General features: G+C 45.8%; 21 protein-coding genes and 1 pseudogene. 11 read left to right on the forward strand and 11 right to left on the reverse strand.

Annotation, left to right across the window (positions count from 1 at the left end; genetic code table 11):
* Window positions 1-143: 143 nt before the first annotated feature.
* The 7 genes and pseudogenes from K6V26_RS26785 to K6V26_RS26815 form a co-directional block, all read left to right on the forward strand.
* Window positions 144-1,301 carry a sensor histidine kinase gene (locus K6V26_RS26785; RefSeq protein ID WP_010800623.1) on the forward strand — a complete coding sequence of 386 codons (1,158 nt, stop codon included), beginning with the start codon at window positions 144-146 and terminating at the stop codon, window positions 1,299-1,301.
* Between the two features lie 88 nt (window positions 1,302-1,389).
* Window positions 1,390-1,974 carry a YceD family protein gene (locus K6V26_RS26790; RefSeq protein ID WP_009859682.1) on the forward strand — a complete coding sequence of 195 codons (585 nt, stop codon included), beginning with the start codon at window positions 1,390-1,392 and terminating at the stop codon, window positions 1,972-1,974.
* Between the two features lie 12 nt (window positions 1,975-1,986).
* Complete coding sequence (gene rpmF, locus K6V26_RS26795; protein ID WP_009859681.1) at window positions 1,987-2,172, forward strand: 50S ribosomal protein L32; 186 nt, start codon at window positions 1,987-1,989, stop codon at window positions 2,170-2,172.
* A gap of 106 nt (window positions 2,173-2,278) precedes the next feature.
* The gene (locus K6V26_RS26800; RefSeq protein ID WP_010800622.1) at window positions 2,279-3,283 is read left to right on the forward strand and encodes a beta-ketoacyl-ACP synthase III; all 1,005 of its coding nucleotides are present in this window, start codon (window positions 2,279-2,281) and stop codon (window positions 3,281-3,283) included.
* Entirely contained in the window at window positions 3,267-4,157 is an 891-nt protein-coding gene (era, locus tag K6V26_RS26805) for a GTPase Era (protein ID WP_009859679.1), read from the forward strand. The genes K6V26_RS26800 and era overlap by 17 nt, the downstream gene beginning before the upstream one ends.
* A gap of 24 nt (window positions 4,158-4,181) precedes the next feature.
* On the forward strand, window positions 4,182-5,495 hold the full coding sequence (gene der / locus K6V26_RS26810) for a ribosome biogenesis GTPase Der (protein WP_009859678.1): 1,314 nt from the start codon (window positions 4,182-4,184) through the stop codon (window positions 5,493-5,495).
* Window positions 5,496-5,569: 74 nt separating this feature from the next.
* Window positions 5,570-5,965, forward strand: a pseudogene (locus tag K6V26_RS26815) (DUF1016 N-terminal domain-containing protein); the annotation flags it as partial.
* Between the two features lie 170 nt (window positions 5,966-6,135).
* Here K6V26_RS26815 and K6V26_RS26820 read toward each other — a convergent pair.
* Complete coding sequence (locus tag K6V26_RS26820; RefSeq protein WP_224264320.1) at window positions 6,136-6,963, reverse strand: DUF6261 family protein; 828 nt, start codon at window positions 6,961-6,963, stop codon at window positions 6,136-6,138.
* 416 nt (window positions 6,964-7,379) lie between these two features.
* On the opposite strand from K6V26_RS26820, the gene K6V26_RS26825 reads away from it, so the two are divergent.
* Entirely contained in the window at window positions 7,380-8,318 is a 939-nt protein-coding gene (locus K6V26_RS26825; RefSeq protein ID WP_224264321.1) for a hypothetical protein, read from the forward strand.
* A 137-nt stretch (window positions 8,319-8,455) separates the two neighbouring features.
* Window positions 8,456-8,764, forward strand: a complete 309-nt coding sequence (locus tag K6V26_RS26830; RefSeq protein ID WP_224264322.1) for a nucleotidyltransferase domain-containing protein — start codon at window positions 8,456-8,458, stop codon at window positions 8,762-8,764.
* A gap of 182 nt (window positions 8,765-8,946) precedes the next feature.
* On the opposite strand, the gene K6V26_RS26835 is transcribed toward K6V26_RS26830, so the two are convergent.
* From K6V26_RS26835 to K6V26_RS26855, 5 genes are all read right to left on the reverse strand, one after another.
* Entirely contained in the window at window positions 8,947-10,701 is a 1,755-nt protein-coding gene (locus K6V26_RS26835) for a DUF4091 domain-containing protein (RefSeq protein WP_122328834.1), read from the reverse strand.
* A 66-nt stretch (window positions 10,702-10,767) separates the two neighbouring features.
* Entirely contained in the window at window positions 10,768-11,838 is a 1,071-nt protein-coding gene (locus K6V26_RS26840) for a TIGR04133 family radical SAM/SPASM protein (RefSeq protein ID WP_046146278.1), read from the reverse strand.
* Window positions 11,838-12,161, reverse strand: a complete 324-nt coding sequence (locus K6V26_RS26845; protein ID WP_262905154.1) for a radical SAM-associated putative lipoprotein — start codon at window positions 12,159-12,161, stop codon at window positions 11,838-11,840. Before K6V26_RS26845 ends, K6V26_RS26840 begins: the two co-directional genes overlap by 1 nt.
* A complete protein-coding gene (locus tag K6V26_RS26850) occupies window positions 12,155-12,319 on the reverse strand; it encodes a hypothetical protein (RefSeq protein WP_224264323.1) in 165 nt (54 codons plus the stop codon). The genes K6V26_RS26845 and K6V26_RS26850 overlap by 7 nt, the downstream gene beginning before the upstream one ends.
* A 107-nt stretch (window positions 12,320-12,426) precedes the next feature.
* The gene (locus K6V26_RS26855) at window positions 12,427-12,915 is read right to left on the reverse strand and encodes a radical SAM-associated putative lipoprotein (RefSeq protein ID WP_010800615.1); all 489 of its coding nucleotides are present in this window, start codon (window positions 12,913-12,915) and stop codon (window positions 12,427-12,429) included.
* Window positions 12,916-13,036: 121 nt separating this feature from the next.
* Between K6V26_RS26855 and K6V26_RS26860 the strand changes: the two genes are divergently transcribed.
* Both K6V26_RS26860 and K6V26_RS26865 read left to right on the forward strand, forming a co-directional pair.
* Window positions 13,037-14,884 (forward strand): ABC transporter ATP-binding protein, encoded by a 1,848-nt coding sequence (locus tag K6V26_RS26860; RefSeq protein WP_224264324.1) that lies wholly within the window; start codon window positions 13,037-13,039, stop codon window positions 14,882-14,884.
* A gap of 120 nt (window positions 14,885-15,004) precedes the next feature.
* On the forward strand, window positions 15,005-17,383 hold the full coding sequence (locus K6V26_RS26865) for a glycoside hydrolase family 95 protein (protein ID WP_394373162.1): 2,379 nt from the start codon (window positions 15,005-15,007) through the stop codon (window positions 17,381-17,383).
* Here K6V26_RS26865 and K6V26_RS26870 read toward each other — a convergent pair.
* From K6V26_RS26870 to pstC, 5 genes are all read right to left on the reverse strand, one after another.
* Window positions 17,380-18,477 carry a porin gene (locus K6V26_RS26870; protein WP_046146282.1) on the reverse strand — a complete coding sequence of 366 codons (1,098 nt, stop codon included), beginning with the start codon at window positions 18,475-18,477 and terminating at the stop codon, window positions 17,380-17,382. The genes K6V26_RS26865 and K6V26_RS26870 overlap by 4 nt on opposite strands.
* A 396-nt stretch (window positions 18,478-18,873) precedes the next feature.
* Window positions 18,874-19,548 (reverse strand): phosphate signaling complex protein PhoU, encoded by a 675-nt coding sequence (gene phoU / locus K6V26_RS26875; protein ID WP_224264326.1) that lies wholly within the window; start codon window positions 19,546-19,548, stop codon window positions 18,874-18,876.
* Between the two features lie 35 nt (window positions 19,549-19,583).
* Complete coding sequence (gene pstB / locus K6V26_RS26880; RefSeq protein WP_128134463.1) at window positions 19,584-20,336, reverse strand: phosphate ABC transporter ATP-binding protein PstB; 753 nt, start codon at window positions 20,334-20,336, stop codon at window positions 19,584-19,586.
* Window positions 20,337-20,491: 155 nt separating this feature from the next.
* Window positions 20,492-21,379, reverse strand: coding sequence for a phosphate ABC transporter permease PstA (pstA, locus tag K6V26_RS26885; RefSeq protein ID WP_224264327.1), 888 nt, complete (start codon window positions 21,377-21,379; stop codon window positions 20,492-20,494).
* Between the two features lie 7 nt (window positions 21,380-21,386).
* Complete coding sequence (gene pstC, locus K6V26_RS26890; RefSeq protein ID WP_224264328.1) at window positions 21,387-22,574, reverse strand: phosphate ABC transporter permease subunit PstC; 1,188 nt, start codon at window positions 22,572-22,574, stop codon at window positions 21,387-21,389.
* Window positions 22,575-22,829 lie beyond the last annotated feature (255 nt).

Genomic DNA, 22,829 nt, shown 5'->3' on the forward strand with positions numbered 1-22,829 from the left:
ATAAAAGGAGTTCATTCGATAGAGTGGACTCCTTTTTGCGTTTATAGCTTCTTTTCGTTTTTATTCTTCCTGATTTAACATCTCTCTTATAATAATGTATCTTCTTTTCCGTTCTAATATACATTGAGTATGAATTTTAGATTATGAGCAGTATATATGATTCCCGGCAACGGCTGAAATATCTTTTCATTTTAATAGCCACATTGATTGCGATCGTTTCTGTGTTTGTCTCTGATAAGCTTGTAAAGAGTTTAGCGCAGGAAGAACGCCAGAAGGTCGAGATCTGGGCGGAAGCGCAACGTATGATTGCTACCGAAACCAATGGTTCAAATATGGCTCTTATTCTGAAGATTCTGGAGAGTAACACCACGATACCTGTTTTATGGTGTAATGAGAAGGATAGTGTAATTGCAGAGAAGAATATCGACCTTCCGGAAAAGGACTCAGACCTGTTTCTGAAAAATAAAGTACGGGAATTAAAAAGCAAGAACCCTCCTATACTGATCGATATGCAGGATGGAACCTTTCAGTATTTATACTACGACGATTCTATTATCCTGAAAAGGCTGCTTATCTATCCTTATGCCCAGTTGACAGTCGTTTTCATATTTATTCTGATCGCCTTCCTGGCTCTTGCCAGTACGAAGAAGGCAGAACAGAATAAAGTATGGGTCGGATTATCGAAGGAGACAGCCCATCAGCTAGGAACTCCTATCTCTTCCTTAATCGCCTGGGTGGAATATCTTCGTACAAAAGAAATCGATCCGTCCCTCCTGGGTGAAATGGAAAAAGATGTGAAGCGTTTGGAGATGATTGCAGAACGTTTCTCGAAGATTGGATCAAATCCCGATCCGACACCGGTAAATATCAGCAATTCGATTCGTACGGCCTTAAATTATATGGAAACACGCATTTCTGCCAAGGTGAAGATATATACTCATCTTCCGGATAATCCCGTATTGGTTTTAATGAATGATTCACTGTTTGCCTGGGTTATTGAAAACCTGACAAAAAATGCTGTGGATGCTATGGAAGGCCAGGGTGAAATAACGTTCCAGGTGGAAGAACGTGACAAGACTGTGCGGATAGATATTACGGATTCAGGAAAGGGGATTCCCAAATCAAAATATAAGACTGTCTTCAATCCCGGCTATACGACTAAGAAGCGCGGATGGGGACTCGGGCTATCTCTGGTCAAACGTATCATAGAGTCCTACCATGGCGGCAAGATATTCGTAAAGAACTCGGAGGTCGGAAAAGGCACGACATTTCGTATAGAGCTTCGTAAATATAGAGGCTAAATAATTCAATAATAAAAAATAACTGCATAGGTATTGCATTTGTGTTTAGTTTTTTCGTACCTTTGCAAGGTTTTTACACTAAAAGGCTTTGGGAAAATTTAAATTATATAACGTAGATTTGAAAAATCTCGCTCCAGGAGTGCACGAATTCGAGTATTTACTGGAGAACAAGTTTTTTGTGGACATTGACGGAGACGAAGTCCAGAAGGGCAAAGTCAAGGTTCACCTGACAGTGAAGCGTACGTCAGTGGCTTTTGAAATGAACTTTCAGATTGAAGGTGTAGCGATCGTTCCGTGCGACAGATGTCTGGACGATATGGAGATTCCGGTTGATACACATAATCGCTTGGTAGTGAAATTCGGTAAAGAATATGCCGAAGAGAGCGACGAGGTGGTAGTAATACCAGAAGAGGAAGGTGCGATTAATTTGGCATGGTTCCTTTATGAGTTTATTGCATTGGCAGTACCGATGAAGCATGTACATGCTCCGGGAAAATGTAATAAAGCGATGTCGACGAAGCTGAAGAAGCACACTGCTAAAAGTACAGATGACGGAGATGATGATTACGAAGAAGACGAAGTGGAAGATATATCCATGGATGATGACGTAAGCGGTAATTCTGATCCTCGCTGGGATGCCCTGAAAGGTTTAATAGAGAATGATAACAATTAAATAAATTAAAACATGGCACATCCTAAAAGAAGACAAGGTAAGACAAGAACAGCCAAGAGAAGAACTCATGACAAGGCTGTCGCTCCAACAATGGCTATTTGCCCGAACTGCGGCGCATGGCATATTTATCACACTGTATGCGGCGAATGCGGCTACTACAGAGGTAAATTAGCTATCGTAAAAGAAGCAGCTGTGTAAGTTTGTCACGATCATATTGAGTCTGATAAACGAAAGAAATAGCCCTAAAAATATTTTTAGGGCTAATTTTTTAATTGGGATATAGAGTCTCTTTATTTTTTTAAGTATGGATAAATTAAATGCGGTTATAACAGGTGTAGGCGGATACGTTCCGGAAGACGTGTTGACAAATGAGGACATCTCCAAATTGGTCGATACGACTGACGAATGGATCATGACACGTGTTGGCATCAAAGAACGCAGAATTTTGAAAGGTGAAGGGGTTGGTACCTCTTACATGGGTATACGTGCTGTGAAGCAGTTACTCGAAAAAACACAAGTAAATCCGGAAGAGATCGAAGTGATTCTGTCAGCTACAACAACGGCAGACCATCACTTTCCAACCATGTCTTCAATCATCGCCTATCATACCGGCTGTAAGAATGCAATGACTTTCGATTTGCAGGGAGCTTGTGCCGGATTCTTATATGGGTTGGAAACAGGTGCGAATTATATTCGTTCGGGACGCTATAAGAAAGTGATTGTTGTTGCCGGTGATAAGATGACCTCGATTACCGATTATCAGGATCGTTCTACCTGTCCTCTGTTCGGGGATGCCTGCGGTGCGGTTTTACTGGAACCGACTACGGAAGAAGTCGGCGTTCTCGACACGATTCTACGTACTGACGGTGTAGGCTATTCTCATCTGATTATGAAGTCTGGTGGTTCGGCTTATCCTTCCAGTCATGAGACTGTGGATAAACGGGAACATTTTGTTTTGCAGGATGGCAAATATGTCTTTAAGTATGCTGTTTCGTATATGGCCGATGTGGCTGCCGAAATAGCGGAACGAAATAAACTGACCCACGACGATATTACATGGATCGTGCCTCACCAGGCCAATCTGCGTATTATCGATGCGACGGCTAAACGTTTGGGTGTGGATATGGAGAAGGTAATGATCAATATCCAGAAATATGGTAATACCAGTGCCGGTACTATTCCTATCTGCCTTTGGGAGTGGGAAGACAAGCTGAAGAAAGGGGATAACCTGATTCTGGCAGCATTCGGTGCAGGCTTTACCTGGGGTGCAATTTATCTTAAATGGGGTTATAATGGAAAACAAGCATAAGTCCGGCTTTGTTAATATTGTCGGTAATCCTAATGTGGGGAAGTCCACGCTGATGAACCGTCTGGTGGGGGAACGTATCTCCATCATCACGTCGAAAGCGCAGACTACCCGTCATCGTATCATGGGGATTGTGAATACCGACGATATGCAGATCGTGTATTCAGACACGCCGGGAGTCCTGCATCCGAATTACAAGTTGCAGGAGTCTATGCTGAATTTTTCGGAGTCGGCATTAGGTGATGCCGACGTGTTACTCTATGTGACCGATGTCGTTGAGACAATCGATAAAAATGAAGAATTCCTCCAACGGGTCCAATCGGTGGAATGTCCGGTCCTGCTGCTGATCAACAAGATCGATACGAGCAACCAGGCCGAACTGGAAAAGATGGTAGCCCATTGGAAAGAGGTTCTTCCGAAGGCTGAGATCATTCCGATTTCCGCACTTTCGAACTTTAATATTGATTATGTGAAGCATAGGGTGGAGGATTTGATGCCCGAGTCTCCCCCTTATTTTGAAAAAGACGCGCTTACCGATAAGCCGGCCCGCTTCTTCGTTACGGAGATTATTCGCGAGAAGATACTCCTGTATTATCAGAAGGAGATACCGTATGCGGTGGAAGTCGTTGTTGAGCTGTTTAAGGAAGAAGAAGAAATGATTCACATCAAGGCGCTCATTATTGTGGAACGGGATTCCCAGAAAGGGATTATCATCGGGCATAAGGGACAGGCACTGAAGAAAGTCGGTGCTATGGCCCGTAAGGATATTGAACGCTTCTTTGAGAAGAAGGTATTCCTGGAAATGTTCGTCAAGGTTGAAAAAGACTGGCGTAACCGGGATAACCTGTTGAAGAATTTTGGTTATCAGCTGGATTAAAAACAGCGCACAGAAAAGAAATTTATGGGAAATATTGTAGCAATTGTTGGTAGGCCCAACGTAGGAAAGTCCACCCTGTTCAACCGTCTGACCCAATCGCGTCAGGCCATCGTGAACGAGGAAGCAGGGACTACCCGCGACCGTCAGTACGGTAAAGTGGACTGGACCGGTAAAGAGTTTTCGCTGGTCGACACCGGCGGATGGGTAATTAATTCGGATGATGTTTTCGAAGAAGAGATAAATAAGCAGGTACAGGTCGCTTTGGATGAAGCAGACGTGATCTTGTTTGTGGTGGATGTATTGAATGGTATCACGGACCTGGACATCGAAGTGGCCAAGATACTGCGCCGTAATAAAAAGCCGGTTATCGTGGTGGCAAACAAAGCGGATAACTTTGAGATGCATGCCGAGGCTGCCGAATTCTATTCGTTCGGTTTGGGCGATCCTTTCTGTGTGTCGGCTATCAACGGTTCCAATTCCGGCGACTTGCTGGATAAGATCATCGAGATCCTTCCGGAAGAAAAAAATGAAGAATTGGAAGAAGAGTTGCCCCGTATTGCCGTTATCGGTCGTCCGAATGCCGGAAAATCGTCTTTGATCAATGCGTTTATCGGTGAAGACCGTCATATCGTAACGGATATTGCCGGAACTACCCGCGATTCTATCTATACCAAATACAATAAATTCGGCCTGAATTTCTATCTGGTGGATACAGCCGGTATCCGTAAGAAGGGAAAGGTGAACGAAGACCTGGAATATTATTCGGTGATCCGTTCGATTCGTGCAATTGAGAATTCCGATGTCTGTGTACTGATGGTAGATGCTACCCGCGGTATCGAAAGCCAGGATTTGAATATTTTCTCTTTGGTGCAGAAGAATAAGAAGGGGCTGGTCGTTTGTGTGAACAAATGGGATTTGGTAGAAGATAAAGGCCAGAAGGTGATCGACAGCTATACGAATGCGATCCGCGAACGTCTGGCGCCGTTTACAGATTTCCCTATCCTGTTCATTTCGGCATTGACCAAGCAGCGTATCCTGAAAGTGCTCGAAACAGCCAAAGAAGTATACGACAACCGTAAGAAACGCATCCCGACAGCCAAGCTGAACGAGATCATGTTGCCGATCATCGAGAACTATCCGCCTCCTGCATGGAAAGGAAAGTATATCAAGATCAAATACATCACCCAGCTGCCCGCAGGCTCTGTTCCTTCCTTCGTTTTCTTTGCCAACCTGCCGCAGTGGATCAAAGATCCTTACAAACGCTTCCTGGAAAATAAGATCCGGGAGAACTGGGATTTCACAGGGACACCGATTAATGTATTTATTCGCGAGAAATAAGATAAAAAAAAGAGATACCGTTACAGCATCTCTTTTTTTATGTCTACCTTTGCCAACAACAAAAAACAGTAACTATGAATAACAACACAAACGTTTCAGAAACACAGGAATATTCCCGTTTCCTCAGTGAGATTAAATCCCGTATCCGTTCAGCCCAATATGAGGCAATGAAAGCTGTCAATAAGGAGATGATTGCTCTTTATTGGGAATTAGGTAAGCGTATTTATGAACAACAAAACCTGTTGGGGTGGGGGAGATCGGTAGTTGAGAATCTTTCCAAGGATATCCAGAAGGAGTTTCCGAGAGTTAAAGGTTTCGGGACTTCCAATCTTTGGGATATGGCAAGGTTTTATAAAGAATATCAGTCAGATGCAATTCTCCAACCATTAGTTGGAGAAATTAGTTGGTCGAAGCATATCGCTATCATGACCAAATGTAAGAATACGCAGGAACGGCAATTTTACATTTTGTAAAGGCTCCAGGCCGTTGCCTACCGCGACTTTTGGAGATACGCATGAAAGTGAAGATCGCTTTCGAACAGTTTCGGCCCATTTCCTGACATGTTACAAAGAGCGGTATCTCGGGATCAAATGAAAAAAGGGAAGTAATCACCTCCCTTTTTCGTTTTTCTCCGATCAACCTATTCGATTTCCGGGCGGTCGCTACTTCCGCCTCCGCCTTCACCTGCCGGGCCGGAGCCTTTCTTTCGTTGGTTGAAAGCGGTGACGGTTTCTGAGATCAGCTGGTTCAGGTTGCTGACAAATGTCGTTGCTGTGGCCGACGGCTGGGCTACGCTGAACGACTGTGCCAGCATCACCAAGTCGTCGTACTGGCTGTCGAGACGCTGACGTATTGTTGCACTGTTGTCCTTTTTATTGGCGGCGCGGCTTTGTGTCCTCGCCGAGGTGAGTGCGCTGTAAGCGTTGTTTTCCTTTTCGAGTTCGGCCAGGTAGGCTTCCAATCCGAGGGTGGTGACGTAGGTCACGTTCTCCGCCTTCCGTAGGTCGATCAGCAGGCCTTGTATTTTGGCTGTTTCCTGTGCTACCGGCAGGCGGGCGATGCCGATGTACGGTTTGATAACCTTATAGAGAAACTTTCCGGCATCACGTTCGGCTTCGAGTGGCAGGGTGCCGGCGCGCGAAATGCGGGTAGTGATGTAGATGACCAGGTTGTCGCGGTTGGCTTCGTGAATGGCGGCTTGTTCCGTTTCCTGTGCGATGCGGCTTTCGTCGACCGTGTCGGCCAGGAGCATGACGTCGTTTTCCATTTTTTGCACAAACTGTGCTGACAGTCCGATATCGGGCGAGCCGTTTGTCCGCACGTCGGCATCGAGCGACTCGATTTCGGGACGGTCGCCGCCGCCGGTCGGAGTGGGCACGAGGTTCAGCACGGAGTTGAGGAAGGCCAGGTATTCGGCGTTGTTGAGATCATAAAGCGTTATGTGCTTAATTTTTGTGTAACTGCCCATGATATATAAGATTTATAGTGAATTAAACATTCGGCAATGTAGACAAATAATTCCGGTAAAAAGAGGTTTTCTGTGATTATATTAAAAAAAAGTTCCCGGAAGTCCGGAAACCTCGTTTAAACGTTAAAAAATGCCTTCCGGATTTCCGGAAACGATTTTCGACTGTTGAAAGTGACTTTCCGGGTTTCCGGAAATGCCTTTTGAATGGTGAAAGTTCATTTCCGGGTTTCCGGAAACCGTTTTGCACCGCTTAAAAATGCTTCCCGGATTTCCGGAAGGTTACTTTCACTTGTCGGAGCCTTTTTTGTCTTTAGAAAATTGTTTCAAAAGATATTCAGGATATGAGGGTTTCCGTTCATTTTTCTCTCAATTTATATTTGTACATTTACCCCCATTAATATTAAACTTATATCACCATGATCACACCTTCCATGACCGACGAAGAACTGCGGGCTGCTGCTTACCAGGACTTTCTGGAGATACGAATGAGAGTAAGGATCGCACTCGAACAGTTCACCCATAACCTGAAACTCCATTCCGGGCAGCGCAGAGCGATCCATTCGCTGATGGAAACGAAAACGATCCGTACCAAGGCAAGAAATATATGGAACGTCTGTTTTATAAATGACGGATATTGCCCGAAAATGGACGGGGATATTTTTGTTAATTATTTCGTCTATCTTCCGCTCCACCGCGGCGAGCATGTCGATTTTCTTTTTATGACTATTCTGCCCGATTTCTATCTTCAAAGGATTTCCAGCCATTTCCTGCAACGATACAAAGAGCGTTACCTCGATTGTAACCGGATTAATCTGCTAGGCATGCATCCTGCACTTTATTATATGCTTAAGAATGGAGACCGCACAGAGGTTTACTATCGCCCTACGAACTGGACGGAGGAAGAACTGAAGGAGAAAACGATCCTTATCTCGGCGCAGGGACTGTCGGTGGTGAAATTTATTGACAAAATGGTGGTTTACATTACTTTTCTTGACCAGGAGAATCTGAGCCGGTATAAATCACAGGTGTATGAGGAAGAATCTTACTTGAAAGATTATCGAAAATTTGGGGAGGCCCAAAAGGATGCAAAGCTGTGGCAGGTCTTATATAAGAAGATGTATGCCGATCCCTCCAAAGCAAAAAAATATCTGTCGAAATTTTTATCGAAAACTGATTTGAACAAAGAGGATAGAGATCTCATGAATAAACTGATGGATAACTGGGATGATATTATTGACTTTCAGAATAGGATGAGCGACTATGTGGATAAAATGAAGAAAGAGGAACAGCCTAAAAGCCTTTTCGATGTGGGAGTGGAAATGAAAAAGAGAATGAAACGGGGAGGAGGAGATTGATAAAACGGATGATCGTTCACTTTCACCTGTTGCAGGTTGGGTTTCATATATTCTGAAGAAAAAGTTCTCTTTCTTGTGATTTTGAGATTTATAGCTACCTTTGTGAAAATAGAAATTAAAGAAGAAAGGAGTATCTTATGAGACGTCCTGAAATAGTAAACCGTATACGGGAAGTTATCCGTCGTGTTGCTCCCGGCGCACAGACGATTCTGTACGGGAGCGAAGCCCGTGGCGATGCCCGTCCTGACAGCGATATCGATCTGCTTATCTTGCTTGACAAAGATGATATTTCCCTGAAAGAGGAACAGGAGATCGCTTATCCGCTTTATGACATAGAGTTCGAGACGGGAGTGATCATCAGTCCCCGTGTATTCAGTAAAAAGATATGGGAAAAGCTGACGACACCTTTTTCTGAAAATGTAATGAGAGAAGGAGTTGCGTTATGACGATTTTATTATGATGACGGAGGAAAAGGTAAAGGAACTTTATCCGCAAGCTGTTGCTTTTATACAAGCTTTAAAAAGTTTGATAGGAGTGTAACAATATAATTTAGAAAAATAAAAAAGGTCTGTCAAAAATTACCAACACTTTTGACAGACCTTTTGGGGTTACTATATTTTAGACTTTATCAGAACGAATTCAGCACTTTATTCAATTCATTCACCATCTCCGTAGCCGACTTCTGTGTCTCGGCCAGTCCTTCCGGAGTAAACATGGCGACAGTCTTATTCAGCTTATCCAGTTTGCTGCCCTTCAGTTCTTCGCGGAGGATGCGGATTTTTTCAGCGTCCTGGAGGCCTTCTACCAGACGTTCGAAACGGATACTGCTGCGGGGACCCGGATAGATACTGTATGTATCGCCGGCTGCCCAGGTGCGGAAACGGGAGTCGCGCAACGGATCTTTTGTCCAGCTGTTGACTGCCCAACGCAGGTAACCGTCGTAACCTCCGGCAACGGCGTGGAGGATCGTCCAGGGGGCTTCTGCCGGGTTGGAGAAGGTGAAGGTGTTCGGGAATGCTTCCGAACAACAGGTATAAACCGTGCTGATCTGGCCTTTGCGGTCGCGTTCGGCTTTCACATCTTCCGGAAATTTGTGGCCGTACGGAATACTCAGGTAATACAGGTCGCCTTGTATCTCTTTATGATAGTTACCGGCCAGCGTGATCTTAAATTCCGGGTCAGCCTGCTTGATTACCTTGATAGCCTCTTGCATGGCTTCCAACGGACGTTCGTCCATAGAGATAGCAGTCTTTTCGAACCAACCTTTTTCACGCAGGTGGCGGGAGAAATCTTTCAGGAAACTGCCCCAGTAGTCGGCATAAGCTGCATCGCCCGGTTTGGCTTCGATGAACTGGATGCGGTTGGTGGCCTGGTCGTAATAGTCGAAACTCAATGCCCACGGGATCATGGTGTAGCAGCTGATCAGGTCGTTGATGCCAATATCGTTCATCATGAAATCTACCCATTTGTCGAAAACAGTGTAGTCATATTCCCAACTGCCGTCGAGTTTCTTCATGCGGAAAACCATGCTGTCGAAATGATCTTCGGTCTGTCCCGCCCAGGGTTTGTGCATGATGCTGGTGGTGATGGCACGCTGTCCGGCGTTGGCCAGCATCTTCATGATCGGGCGCATGGCATCGAAATGCTCTTTGCTCCAGAGAGGCACGTCGTAGTAACGGGCCACGGAATACGGGTTCTGCCACAAATCCAGATGGAATTTCCAGTCTTTCGGTTCCGGCAAGGTACGGTTCAGTACGTCTATCTCCACCTGTAACTTCATCGGTTGGAAGTTTTCGCCTGAAACGGTCAGTGTTCCTTTATATTTTCCGGGACGTGCGTCGGACGGTACCCATACATTCATCCAGATAGGTTGTGTCGTACGAGCGGCGACGTCGCGCATCTTTACGATATCCAACACGTCGGCAACAACGGAAGAATCCCATTCCGCCTTATTTTCACGTACACCGCAACCGCCTGTACGTTCTTTGTTCAATTCGTCGGTCATTACGTAACGCACGAAATTGGTGGTGACGTTGGATGCCGGGATAACGGATGAACCGTTTTTCAATTCGCTGACGGTAATGGTTGCGTCCGATAGGTCGTTGGTTGTCCACAGTACGGCCTGGGCGTTTACGCGTTCTCCTTTCCAGGCTTTCGTCTGCCAGCGGGAGGTTTTTGTAACGGTTGGGATACTGAGTTTCGGATAACGAACGTCCGTGCTCGCCCAGCTGAGTTGGGTAGGCGTTGTTATTTTATTCCATACAGCCTCACTATCGTGTGGCTTGGTGTCGGTCAGTTCGGTGTAATCGGTGATGTTCGATTGCTGTGCGTAACAAACCGGGCCTAGCGTTAGCAGGGCACAGAGAATAAGAGAGTTTTTCATGTATAAATTCTTTTAGAAGTTTATTCGGGGGATAAAGATAGGAAAAAGATGGGATATTGTACGCAATTACTTTATCCGATTATAATGACAGAACAACAGATTGCCGTTATCGTCGTACAGATGCATGCCGTTGCCTTCGCAATAGCGGAACATTTTACAGTCGGCACATTGCCCTTTGCGTGTCCATTCACGGTTGCGGTACGGTTTGAATTCGTTGTTCCAGATGTCGATGAATTTATCTTTGTAGATATTCCCCTGATGGAAATTGGCACGAATGCTCGGACAACCGGAAATGGAACCGTCTGCCAGCACCGAAGCCGTACTGATTCCGGCATTACACTGGAAAATGGAATCGCGCACTTCGGCTTCGTAGTTTCCGAGGAACCCTTCGCAACCGTAGCTGGTGTGTATCTTTCCTTCCTGCCGGCAGTAGCGGATGAAGTTGAGCATCCAGGTGAACTGTTCGTTGGTCAGTTGCAGGTCGGCTTCTTCGGCGGCCCGTCCGACGGGGAAGATGGTGAACAGACGCCACCGTTTTACTCCCATTTCCGTCAGGAATTCCTTGAAGAGTTTCAGGTCTTTGAAATTCTTCTGGTTTACGCAAGTCACCACATCCCAGACAATCTCTTTCTCTTCCGCCAGCATGCAGATGGCGTTGACTGCATTCTCGAAACTTTTCGGATGACGGCGCAACCAGTTGTGTGCTTCTTCGAAGCCGTCGAGACTGATGGTTGCCGAATGCATGCCGGAGGCCAGCAGCGCGTCCAGCCGTTCGCGTGTCATCAGCAATCCGTTGGAAACGATTCCCCAGGGATATCCCCGGCGGTAAAGTTCCATTCCGCAGGTTTCGATGTCTTTGCGCACCAAAGCCTCTCCTCCGGTAAAAATTACCAATACTTTATTAGGATTGACATGGGGAGTAATATCGTCTATAACTTTCAGAAAATCTTCCACCGGCATATCCTTCATGCCAGCCGATACATGGCAGTCGCTGCCGCAATGACGGCAGGATGCATTGCAACGAAGCGTACATTCCCAAAAGAGTGTGCGTAGTTCGTGTAGCTTGGCCCTGTTTCTTCGGATACTGCGGAAGAGTTCCAGGGCGATGCGTTTACGAAATCCGGGGCGTTTATCCATTATTCTTCCGTGTTAATCTGTTCGTTCATAGTGATTGTAACCTCTTGTTTGGCTTTTCCCTCGTACCAACCGCTGCCATTTTCATAGACGGCGTTTTTAAAGGAAACAAAAGAGGTATCGGCTGCAAACTGACCGCCGTTTTTATCTTTGTCAATATCTGTCGTGATAAGTTTGAATGTTGCCCCGGGGAATTCTCCGGTTTCCCAAAGGAATTCTCCCTTTGCGTCGGTGTAGATGGTATCGCTGGGCATTTGACGGTCGGGAACCGAATCGCTGATGGCGATTTGTATATTGGGGATCGGGTTGTTCTGTCTGTTTACCACTTTCCCTTTGATCTCGTAATTAGCATGTGGGCAGCCGTATCTTCTACCTGACCTCCCCCATCATCATCCGAATCGGAACAAGAGAAACCTAGTAAGGTGAGTAAACCGGCTAATACCCAGTTCATACTGTTCAAAAAATGAGGATAGAACCTTTTCATATAACTTGCGTTGTTTCGTTATTAACTGATAGATTACATATGATTAAATACAAAAGTACGAAAAATACTGCATCGGCGGTTGTATAAGTCTGGATATTTGTTTTTACTTATTCTTTGTTTTCCACAGCCTGCTTCATTTTGATAGTTACGTTCTTTTGTGCATTACCATAATTCCATTCGCCGTTTCCTCCTGTCAGGTCTTCTTTTTTGAAAGCTACTTCCGTGATTGTTTCTTCAAATGCTCCTCCGTTATCGGTGCCATCGATATCTTTTGTTGTGATTTTGAAAGTGATATCCGTGCCAAAAGTGGTGACAACCGGTCGTGCGACGAACTCTCCGGCACTATTCGTGATCAGCGTATCCCGATGCGTATATTCTTCATTACCAAAAGGGTCGGGAATAATAACTTGTATGCCGTTGATGGCTTTCCCGTTCTCATCGACTACTTTCCCTTTGATTTCATAATCGGCATAGGGACATCCGTATTCGTCTGCACCTATTTTGTCGCATGCTGCCAGTGAAAAGCCTAACAGGCTTAATAATCCTGCCAATATTTTATTTGTAAAGGTCAGGAAGAAATGGTTTGTTCTGTTCATATTCATATGGTTTTAATTGTATTTACATCCATATCTAATTGATGCAAACATAAGTCGAAACGTTGCACCGCCTGTTTTTTATGAGTAACTTGCGCGCCAAATCCAATCGAACTAAATAAACATGAAAGATTTCATACGCATATTACGGCGTTTTGTGCCTCCTTATAAGAAATATATGGTGTCGAACATTGTGTTCAATATTTTATCCGCCATACTGAATCTGTTCTCTTTTGCCCTGATTATTCCGATATTGAATATATTGTTCAAACTGAATGATGATGTTTATTTTTATAAAGCCTGGGTGTTTGATCCCTGGACCTGGGAAAGCTGGAAAGGTACTCCCGAACTGATAAAGAACAATTTCTTCTGGTTTGTCAGCGACCTGATTGAAAAAGAGGGAGGCTCATTTACACTGATCGTTTTAGGTGCTTTCCTTATTATCTCTACATTTCTGAAAGTGGGCACAATGTACATGGCTTTTTTCACGATGATCCCTATCCGTACAGGGGTTGTACGTGATATCCGTAACCAGATCAACAGGAAAATAACCGAACTGCCCCTGGGATTTTTCTCGGAAGAGCGCAAGGGGGACATCATTGCCCGTGTCTCCGGCGATGTGAATGAAGTGGAGACCTCCATCATGAGTTCCCTGGATATGTTGTTCAAGAATCCGATCCTGATCATTATCTATCTGATCGGTATGATCGTTATCAGTTGGCAGCTGACTGTTTTCGTCCTTGTACTGTTGCCTTTGGCGGGCTATGTGATGGGACAGGTAGGGAAGAAACTGAAACGTAAATCGCTGGAAGGCCAGCAGCAATGGGGCGGCTTGATGAGCCAGATCGAAGAGACTTTAGGCGGCTTGCGCATTATCAAAGCATTCAATGCCGAGAAGAAAATACAGGCTCGTTTCGAGAGCAGTAATGACCGGTTCCGTCGGACCACCATCCGTATCTATCGCCGCCAGCAGATGGCGCATCCGATGAGTGAGTTTCTGGGAACGGCTACTATCGCCATCGTTCTTTGGTATGGAGGTACGCTTATCCTGAGTAACCATAGCACGATCGATGCCTCCACATTTATTTATTACCTGGTTATCTTTTACAGTATTATTAATCCGGCGAAAGATTTAAGTAAGTCTGTTTATGCCATCCAGAAAGGGCTGGCTTCTATGGATCGTATCGATAAGATCTTGAAAGCTGAAAGTAATATCAATGATCCGGCTGATCCTAAGAAGATAGAATTGAATAAGGAAATACGATATAACAATATTTGGTTTAAATACCAGCATGACTGGGTGTTGAAAGGTGTAGACCTGGTAATCCCTAAGGGAAAGACCGTCGCATTGGTTGGCCAGTCCGGTTCCGGTAAAAGTACGCTGGTGGATCTGCTGCCCCGTTTTTATGATGTGGATAAGGGGAGCATAACTATTGACGGAACGGATATCCGCGATGCCTCCCTCTACGATTTGCGCGGCCTGATGGGGAATGTGAATCAGGAAGCGATCCTTTTCAATGATACCTTCTTCAATAATATCTCTTTCGGAGTGGAAGGAGCGACATTGGAACAGGTGAAGGAAGCCGCGCGTATCGCAAATGCGCATGAGTTTATCATGGCGAGCGAAGACGGTTATAATACCAATATCGGTGACCGGGGCGGCAAACTTTCCGGCGGACAGCGTCAGCGTATCAGTATCGCCCGCGCTATCCTGAAAAACCCGCCGATCCTGATCCTCGACGAGGCAACCTCCGCATTGGATACGGAGTCGGAACGCCTGGTGCAGGAAGCATTGGAAAACCTGATGCGTAACCGTACTACGATCGTTATTGCCCACCGTCTTTCCACGATCCGTAATGCAGACGAGATCTGTGTGATGCATGAAGGCGAGATCGTTGAACGTGGCCGTCATGAAGAACTGCTGGATTTGAAAGGCTATTATAAGAGGCTGTGTGACATGCAAAGTTTCTGATACCGCTTGAATTATAATTTTATTAATAATACTATGAACTCGATTCGATTAAAGGAAATAGGACGGAAAATAATTCGTCCTTCTATTGTTGCTTTATTGGTATTGCTGGCTTCCTGTGATATGGCAGAAGTAAAAACAGCCAATAAGATCGCTTATCACTTTGATGAACCTGCCCGCATCTGGGAGGAAACTCTGCCATTGGGAAATGGCCGGCTGGGAATGATGCCTGACGGTGGAATCAATAAGGAAAACATCCTGTTGAATGAAATTTCCATGTGGTCCGGAAGCAAACAGGATACGGATAACCCGCAGGCCGTCTGGTCGTTGGCAAATATACGCCGTCTGCTTTTTGAAGGGAAAAACGACGAAGCACAGGACCTGATGTATCGCACCTTTGTTTGTAAAGGGGCTGGTAGCGGTCAAGGACAGGGTGCCAATGTTCCCTATGGTAGTTACCAGTTGCTGGGAAATCTGGTGCTGGATTATGTATATGTAGACAGTTCCGATTCCGTAGCCGCTTACCGTCGTGAGTTGAATCTGAACGATGCGATAGCCTCTACTTCTTTCCGCAAGGGAAAAGTGAATTACAGCCGTGAGTCGTTTACCTCTTTCTCCGGTGATCTGGGTGTGGTTCATTTGATGGCAGATGCCGATAAGGCGCTTAACTTTACGGTGGGGATGAACCGTCCCGAACATTATGCTTTATCGGTTGACGGAAAAGACTTGCTGATGAAAGGACAATTGCCGGACGGTGTGGATACGCTGGAAATGAAAGGTGTTAAATATGGCGCCCGTGTACGGGTTCTCCTGCCTAAAGGCGGTTCTCTGATCCCCGGGGACAGTTCATTGACCGTTCAGAATGCCTCCGAAGCCATCCTGCTGGTGAGCATGGCGACTAATTATAAGAACGAAGGATTTGAAGACCAACTGTTCTCTTTGCTGGCCGAGTCTGAAAGAAAAGATTATTCCACTTTGAGAAAGGAGCATATCAATGCCTATCGTTCCCTGTTCGACCGGGTCGATCTGGACCTGGGTCGTTCCGCAAGGGATGAGATGTCGATCAATGAACGTTTGCATGCTTTCCAGGAGGATCAGAACGATCCGTCGCTGGGGGCCCTTTATTTCCAGTTCGGGCGTTATCTGCTGATCTCGTCAACCCGTACCGGTTCATTGCCTCCTAATCTTCAGGGATTATGGTGTAATACGATCAATACTCCCTGGAACGGCGACTATCATTTGAATATCAATTTCCAGATGAATCACTGGCCCGCAGAAGTAACGAACCTTTCCGAATTGCATCTCCCGATGATCGAGTGGACGAAACAGCAGGTAGAAAGTGGAGAACGTACAGCCAAAGTCTTTTATAATGCACGTGGCTGGGTGACACATATCCTGGGTAATGTATGGGAATTTACTGCTCCGGGCGAACATCCTTCCTGGGGAGCGACCAATACGTCTGCCGCCTGGTTATGCGAACATCTGTTTACCCACTATCAATATACACTGGATAAAGAATATCTGAAAGAGGTCTATCCGGTGATGAAAGGTGCTGCTTTATTTTTTACGGATATGTTGGTTCGTGACCCGCGAAATAATTATTTGGTAACGGCTCCTACCACTTCTCCAGAAAATGCTTACCGTATGCTGAACGGCAAAGTCGTACATATCTGTGCCGGTTCGACTATGGATAATCAGATTGTCCGTGAGCTGTTTACCAATACGATTGCGGCAGCCAATATCCTCGGAATTGATTCTGCTTTTTGTCAGGAACTGGCGGATAAGCGTTCCCGTCTGATGCCAACCACGATCGGTAAGGATGGCCGTATCCTGGAATGGCTTGAACCCTATGAAGAAGTCGAACCGCATCATCGTCATGTTTCCCACCTGTATGGACTTTATCCGGGAAATGAAATCTCTATGGAGCATACCCCCGAACTGGCGGAAGCTGCCCGTAAGACACTCGAAGCACGCGGTGATAAGAGTACCGGTTGGTCGATGGCCTGGAAGATCAATTTCTGGGCACGTTTGCATGATGGCGACCATGCTTATAAACTGTTGGTCGACCTGCTGCGTCCCTGTGTGGAAAAAATGACGAATATGGTGAATGGAGGCGGTTCTTATCCGAATCTGTTCTGTGCGCATCCGCCGTTCCAGATCGATGGCAATTATGGAGGTTGTGCCGGTATTGCCGAAATGCTTGTACAGAGCCAGACCGGAAATATCGAGTTGCTCCCGGCCCTGCCTACAGCCTGGAAGACCGGTAGTTTCAAAGGACTCAAAGTTCAGGGTGGTGGCGAAGTATCAGCTAAATGGGCAGAAGGAAAAATGACGGAAGCCGGACTTAAAGCCGTTGTTCCGGGAACATTCCGCATCAAACTGCCTGCCGAATCTTCTAATATGAGTATTAAAATGAATCAGAAACCAGCCTCCTTACCGGTTATCGACGGTATGTTGACAGTAGAGATGGAGGCAGGAGATTCGTTGTTGCTACAGTTTTAAAATAAAGGAATCTTATAAACAAACCCTACGGAAAGGCGTCCGGTGTTCTCTGCAAAGACATCGAACGCCTTTGCTTTTTCTGTCAGGTTGTAAGCCCGTCCGGTACCTGTCATGAAAAGATGCAGGTTGTCGTCTCCCATCGGGTAGAACTCGACCCCTCCCTGATATCCCCAGGCGGTACGGTATTTACCCGACTCGTAAGGGCCGTTAGCCTTGTATACGGATGCAGTTTCGTACATCCCTTTTACAAACAGGTTCCACTTCGGATGGATCTGATAATTCAAACGGGCGACCAGCGATAGATAACTCGTATTTCCTATTGAAGCCTCGTTCTCTTCGTCTTCGGGTTCGAACTGCTCGGCCAGCAATCCCATCGGGTCCATCTTGCCCCGGGTGTACATCACATCGAAATATCCCAGGAATTTTCCGGCTTCCACCTGCTGTCCGCCCCATACCATCCACATCCAGTTCCCTTTGGCCTGTTGTCCGGCTGTAACGGAATAACGAAGAGATAACATCTCATCCAGATAGCTGCTGTTCCATCCCAGGTTATAGAAAGAAGGAGATTTGCTGCGGTTATCGTTGCCGTTCGTCACTTGTACACAGATCTCCTGTGTTCCGGTAGGTTCATAGCTGACGGCGACTCCTGTAAAATAGCATTCCATCCAGTCATTCATATCACTGTAATCGTAAATCCGGTAAGGATATTCGTCGTATTCGAAACCACCCCAGGCAGCATCCTGCTTTCCGGCAGTGACGGAGAATTTTTCGGAGAGTTGGAAGTTCACCCACGCATTCTCGATATAAGAACCGAATCCGTTGGCACGCACCCATTCATTCCGGTAACAGAGCACCTGGCGGTAGGCATAGGAAAGCCAGGGGAGGACGGTGCCGGTCGCTTCCACCTTGAAATCATTCAACAGAAAACGGTCGCGTTCGGTTTCCCCGGAAAGCGCTTCGTTATAAGAACCATGAGTTTCGAGCGACAGTTTGAATACTTCCGTATTGTTAGGAATTAACGTCTTCTGCGAAGTAGCGGTAAAAGTAGTTCCCGTCAGCAAGGCCGACAGGCAAAATACAGTCAGTCGTTTCATGAATTTTTTCTGTTTGTTGATTTGGGGTGCAAAGATATATATAAACGGGTAATATGGCAATAAGAGAGTTTTTGCTCATTTGTCTTTTATCAGTCGCCTGATCGGGATTATCGAGAGCCAGTCATACTTCACCCGTATCTTCAAGAATGAGTTCGGAATGATTCCTACTGCATTTATTCAAAAGAACAAGGCCGGAAAGTAAAATTACCCTTGGGGTCTAGCCGGCTGCCTGGGACATACAATGACTTTGTTCCGGGGTAGAGTGATTTTCCCTTGATCTTCTATTCATATCACAGCTGTGATACAAAAGAAATCCATATGTGAAACAAACGGAATCCAACTGTGATATGAAAAGAAGACAGTAGTGATATGCAATACTTGTCTGTTTTTCTGTATTTAATTTTCTGTCTTTCCGATATGCTTCATTACCTTGGCATCCAGATAGAATATCAGTTCTTCGGCGATGTTGGTACAGTGGTCGCCGAAGCGTTCCATTTTGCGGATGACTCCGGCCATGTAAAGGCCGACCAGGGCACTTCCCGGATGCTTTTCTATGTAATCGGCAATGATCCTGGTCGAGTTATGGTTGATCTCGTCGATCAGGTTATCTTTCAGGAAGATACGTGATGCAATTTCAGAACTTTCCTTTTCGAATGCTTCCTGGCTGAGCATAAGCATACTTAGTAACTCCTGCAACATTTCTTCCACCCGGGTATCCTTTATCAGTTGTGGGTCGACGGGAACACTTTCCGGCAGGTTTCCGGCAAAGCGGGCGATGCTTTCGGCAAAGTCTCCCAAGCGTTCCAGGTTCGTGTTGATTTTGTACATGGCAAGAACGAAGCGCAGGTCGACGGCAACGGGAGCATATAAAGCAATGATATCTTCGCAGTCGCTGTCTATTTTCAACTCGAACGCATTTACCCGGCGTTCGCGGCTGATTACTTTGTAGGCCAGTTCCTTGTCTCCGGTTAGCATGGCTTCGCCGGCATTATATAACTGTTGGTGGACCAATGCCCACATCTCGCTGATGCTATTTTTTAAGGAGGCAATCTCCTGATCTATGACTTTCATATATAATCGTTCAATTTTTAATTCTTAATTTTCAATTACCCGAACCGTCCCGTAATATAATTCTGAGTCGATTCCTTCTCCGGATTGGTAAATATCTTACGCGTATTATCGAACTCTATCAGTTCCCCCAGATAAAAGTACCCGGTCTTGTCGCTGACACGGGCAGCCTGTTGCATATTGTGGGTAACGATTACGATAGTATATTCGCTTTTTAGTTCATGTATCAGGTCTTCTATCTTACCGGTAGAGATCGGGTCCAATGCCGAAGTCGGTTCGTCCATTAAAAGAATGGAAGGCGATATGGCCAATGCACGGGCGATACACAGACGTTGTTGCTGGCCGCCGGACAGGGCGAAAGCCGATTCTTTCAGTTTATCCTTTACTTCATCCCAAAGAACAACCTGTTTGAGGGTTTTGACGACAGTCTCTTCGATATAAGCATTGTCCTTTATCCCGTTTACCCGGAGCCCGTAGGCAACGTTTTCAAAGATTGTTTTCGGGAAAGGATTCGGTTTCTGGAATACCATGCCTACATTTTTCCGGAGCAGGTCGACCTTTTCTCCTTTTCCGTAAATATCTCTTCCGTCAATCAGGATTTTTCCGTCCATGTGCGTGTCGGGTATCAGGTCGTTCATCCGGTTGAATAAGCGCAGGAAGGTGGATTTACCACAACCGGACGGTCCGATAAAGGCGACCGACGTGTTTGCTTCAATTTGCATAGATATATTCTTTAAGGCATGAAAATCGCCGTAATAGAAATCTACATTCTGAGCATCAATCTTTATCATAATATAAATAATTTGTCAATATGCTAATATGCCAATGTGCCAATAGGGAAATATACAAACGTGCCAATATGCCGATGAAAAATGTATCAATAGGGGGCGAAATGTAAGCTTTTCTTTTATTGGCATATTGGCACATTTCCCTATTGGCCTATTATTTAGTTCATTTTTACTTTCCTGGCGAAATAGCCTCTCAGCGCATTAGCCAGTAAGTTTACGATTAATACGATTGCAATCAGTACCAGAGCCGTTCCGTAGGCCATGCCACGTGAGGCTTCGATGTCTGTTCCGCTGGTGGAAATGACATACAGATGATAGGGCAGGGCCATACACTGGTCGAAGATGCTTCCCGGCAGTTGGGGCAGGAAGTAAGCGGCAACGGTAAACAGGATAGGAGCCGTCTCGCCGGATACACGTCCGATAGACAGGATTAATCCGGTAATGATATTTGGAAAAGCCATCGGTAATACAACCCTGCGAATGGTCTGTAACTTGGTTGCTCCCAGTGCCAGACTGCCGTGTCGGAAAGAATCGTCGATGCTTTTGAGGGCTTCTTCCGTTGTACGGATAATCAGTGGTAAAGACATCAGTGCCAGGGTAAACGAACCGGCGATGATGGAGTCTCCCCAACCCAGGGTAACGACGAACAGGGACATTCCGAATAGTCCGAATACAACCGACGGTACACCGCTCAGGTTATTGGTCATAATCCGGATAAAACGGATGACTTTTCCGTTTGTCGCATATTCATTCATATAGATACCGCTCATGATTCCGATAGGGAAACTAATCAGGCTGCTGCCCAATACCAGATAAAGTGTTCCGACAATCGCCGGGAAAATACCTCCGGCAGTCATCCCGTCGGTCGGTGCTTCCGTCAGGAAATCCCAACTGATTACTTTTCCTCCCTGGATAATGATAAAACCGAGAATAAGGAAAAGAATGACAACAACCAGATAACTGAGAAGTGTGAATATACCGAACGCAACTTTCTGTGAAGTCCGTTTCTTTGTGTCAACATTGCCTAACTTTTGAACAGGTGTCATAGCTTAATCACATTTTTCTTTTGGATGAAATGTATTCTACCGTAATGCTTAACAGTAGTGTAATGATAAATAATACTGCCCCTAACAGGAACAATGCCTGGTAATGAGCTCCTCCGGCGGGTGCTTCTCCCAGTTCTGCCGCGATGGTTGCCGGAATGGTCCGTACGGGTTCAAAGAAGGAGGTCGGGATAACGGCCGCGTTTCCTGTTACCATCAGAACAGCCATTGTTTCTCCGATTGCCCGCCCGATGCCCAGGACGATTGCCGATGTGATACCGGATATGGAATAGGGGATGATTACCTTATAGATTGTTTGCCATTGGGTTGCTCCCAAGGCCAGACTCGCTTCTTTCATGGCACGCGGCGTGGTGCGCATGGCATCTTCGGCAACCGTGATAATGGTCGGCAACGCCATGATGGCTAGAACGACACTGCCGGCAAAGGCTGTTTCTCCAACCGGAAGGTTCAGCCCCTTCTGTATGAGCGGAACGATTACAACCAATCCGAAGAAACCGTATACGACCGAAGGAATCCCTGCCAGTAACTCAATAACCGGCTTCAGTATCTCCCGGGTCCGTTTATTTGCAATTTCTGCCAGGTAGATGGCAACGGCAATACCGAAAGGGAGCGAAAGAACAATGGCGCCGATACTGACCAGCAATGTTCCGAGCAACAGGGGGATCAATCCGAAGATTGGAGCAGGTGCAGAGGTCGGATACCATTTGGTGCCGGCGAAGAAGTCGGAAAGCGATATTTTCTCTTCGGGAAGAACGGTTCCCCTGAAGTCTTTCGCCAGATATTGCTGAGGAAAGAATGCGATGATTCCCGGCTCTTTGCTGACGAGTTCGCTGATTTTGTCGGGAACGTACTGAAATTCATCTCCCAACTCTTCTTCACTGTAATATTGCGTCAGGTCGGAAAAACGAAAGACCAGGATTTCTTCATCCTTGCCGTTAACCTCTTTCCAGTTGGTTATTTTGGCATCGAAAATATCCATGATTGTTTCCGGTGACAGATGACTCACATCGTTGCTCTTATTTACGACAAGCACGTATCCCTCTTCGACTACCGGGCTGTTGAAAAGGCCGGATGCTTCTTTAAAAAGAAAAAAGACAATCAGCAGAATCGTGAAACTGGTTACACCTCCGCTGATTAATAATCCTCCTTCTACAATTTTTTCAAAAAACTTTCTCACGTCATTAACCTCTTTGTTCTGAGTGCAAAGTAAGGTAACATGTATTAAAAATGGGTTAAGACGCTTTGAAGTAAATATTACATTGATGTTTCGAAAGTATTACAAGACCTGCTTAATAAGTAGACATTCGGCTACTTACTAAGCAGTGGGGTACTCTACTTATCGAGTAGACGAAGGCTTACTTAGTAAGTAAAGAAGGCATCCGGTTAGTAAGTAGAGAGGGAACAGTTCGGTAAGTAGATGCTTTTTCGATGG

This window comes from Parabacteroides goldsteinii (genome assembly GCF_020091425.1).
Taxonomy (GTDB): Bacteria; Bacteroidota; Bacteroidia; order Bacteroidales; family Tannerellaceae; genus Parabacteroides; species Parabacteroides goldsteinii.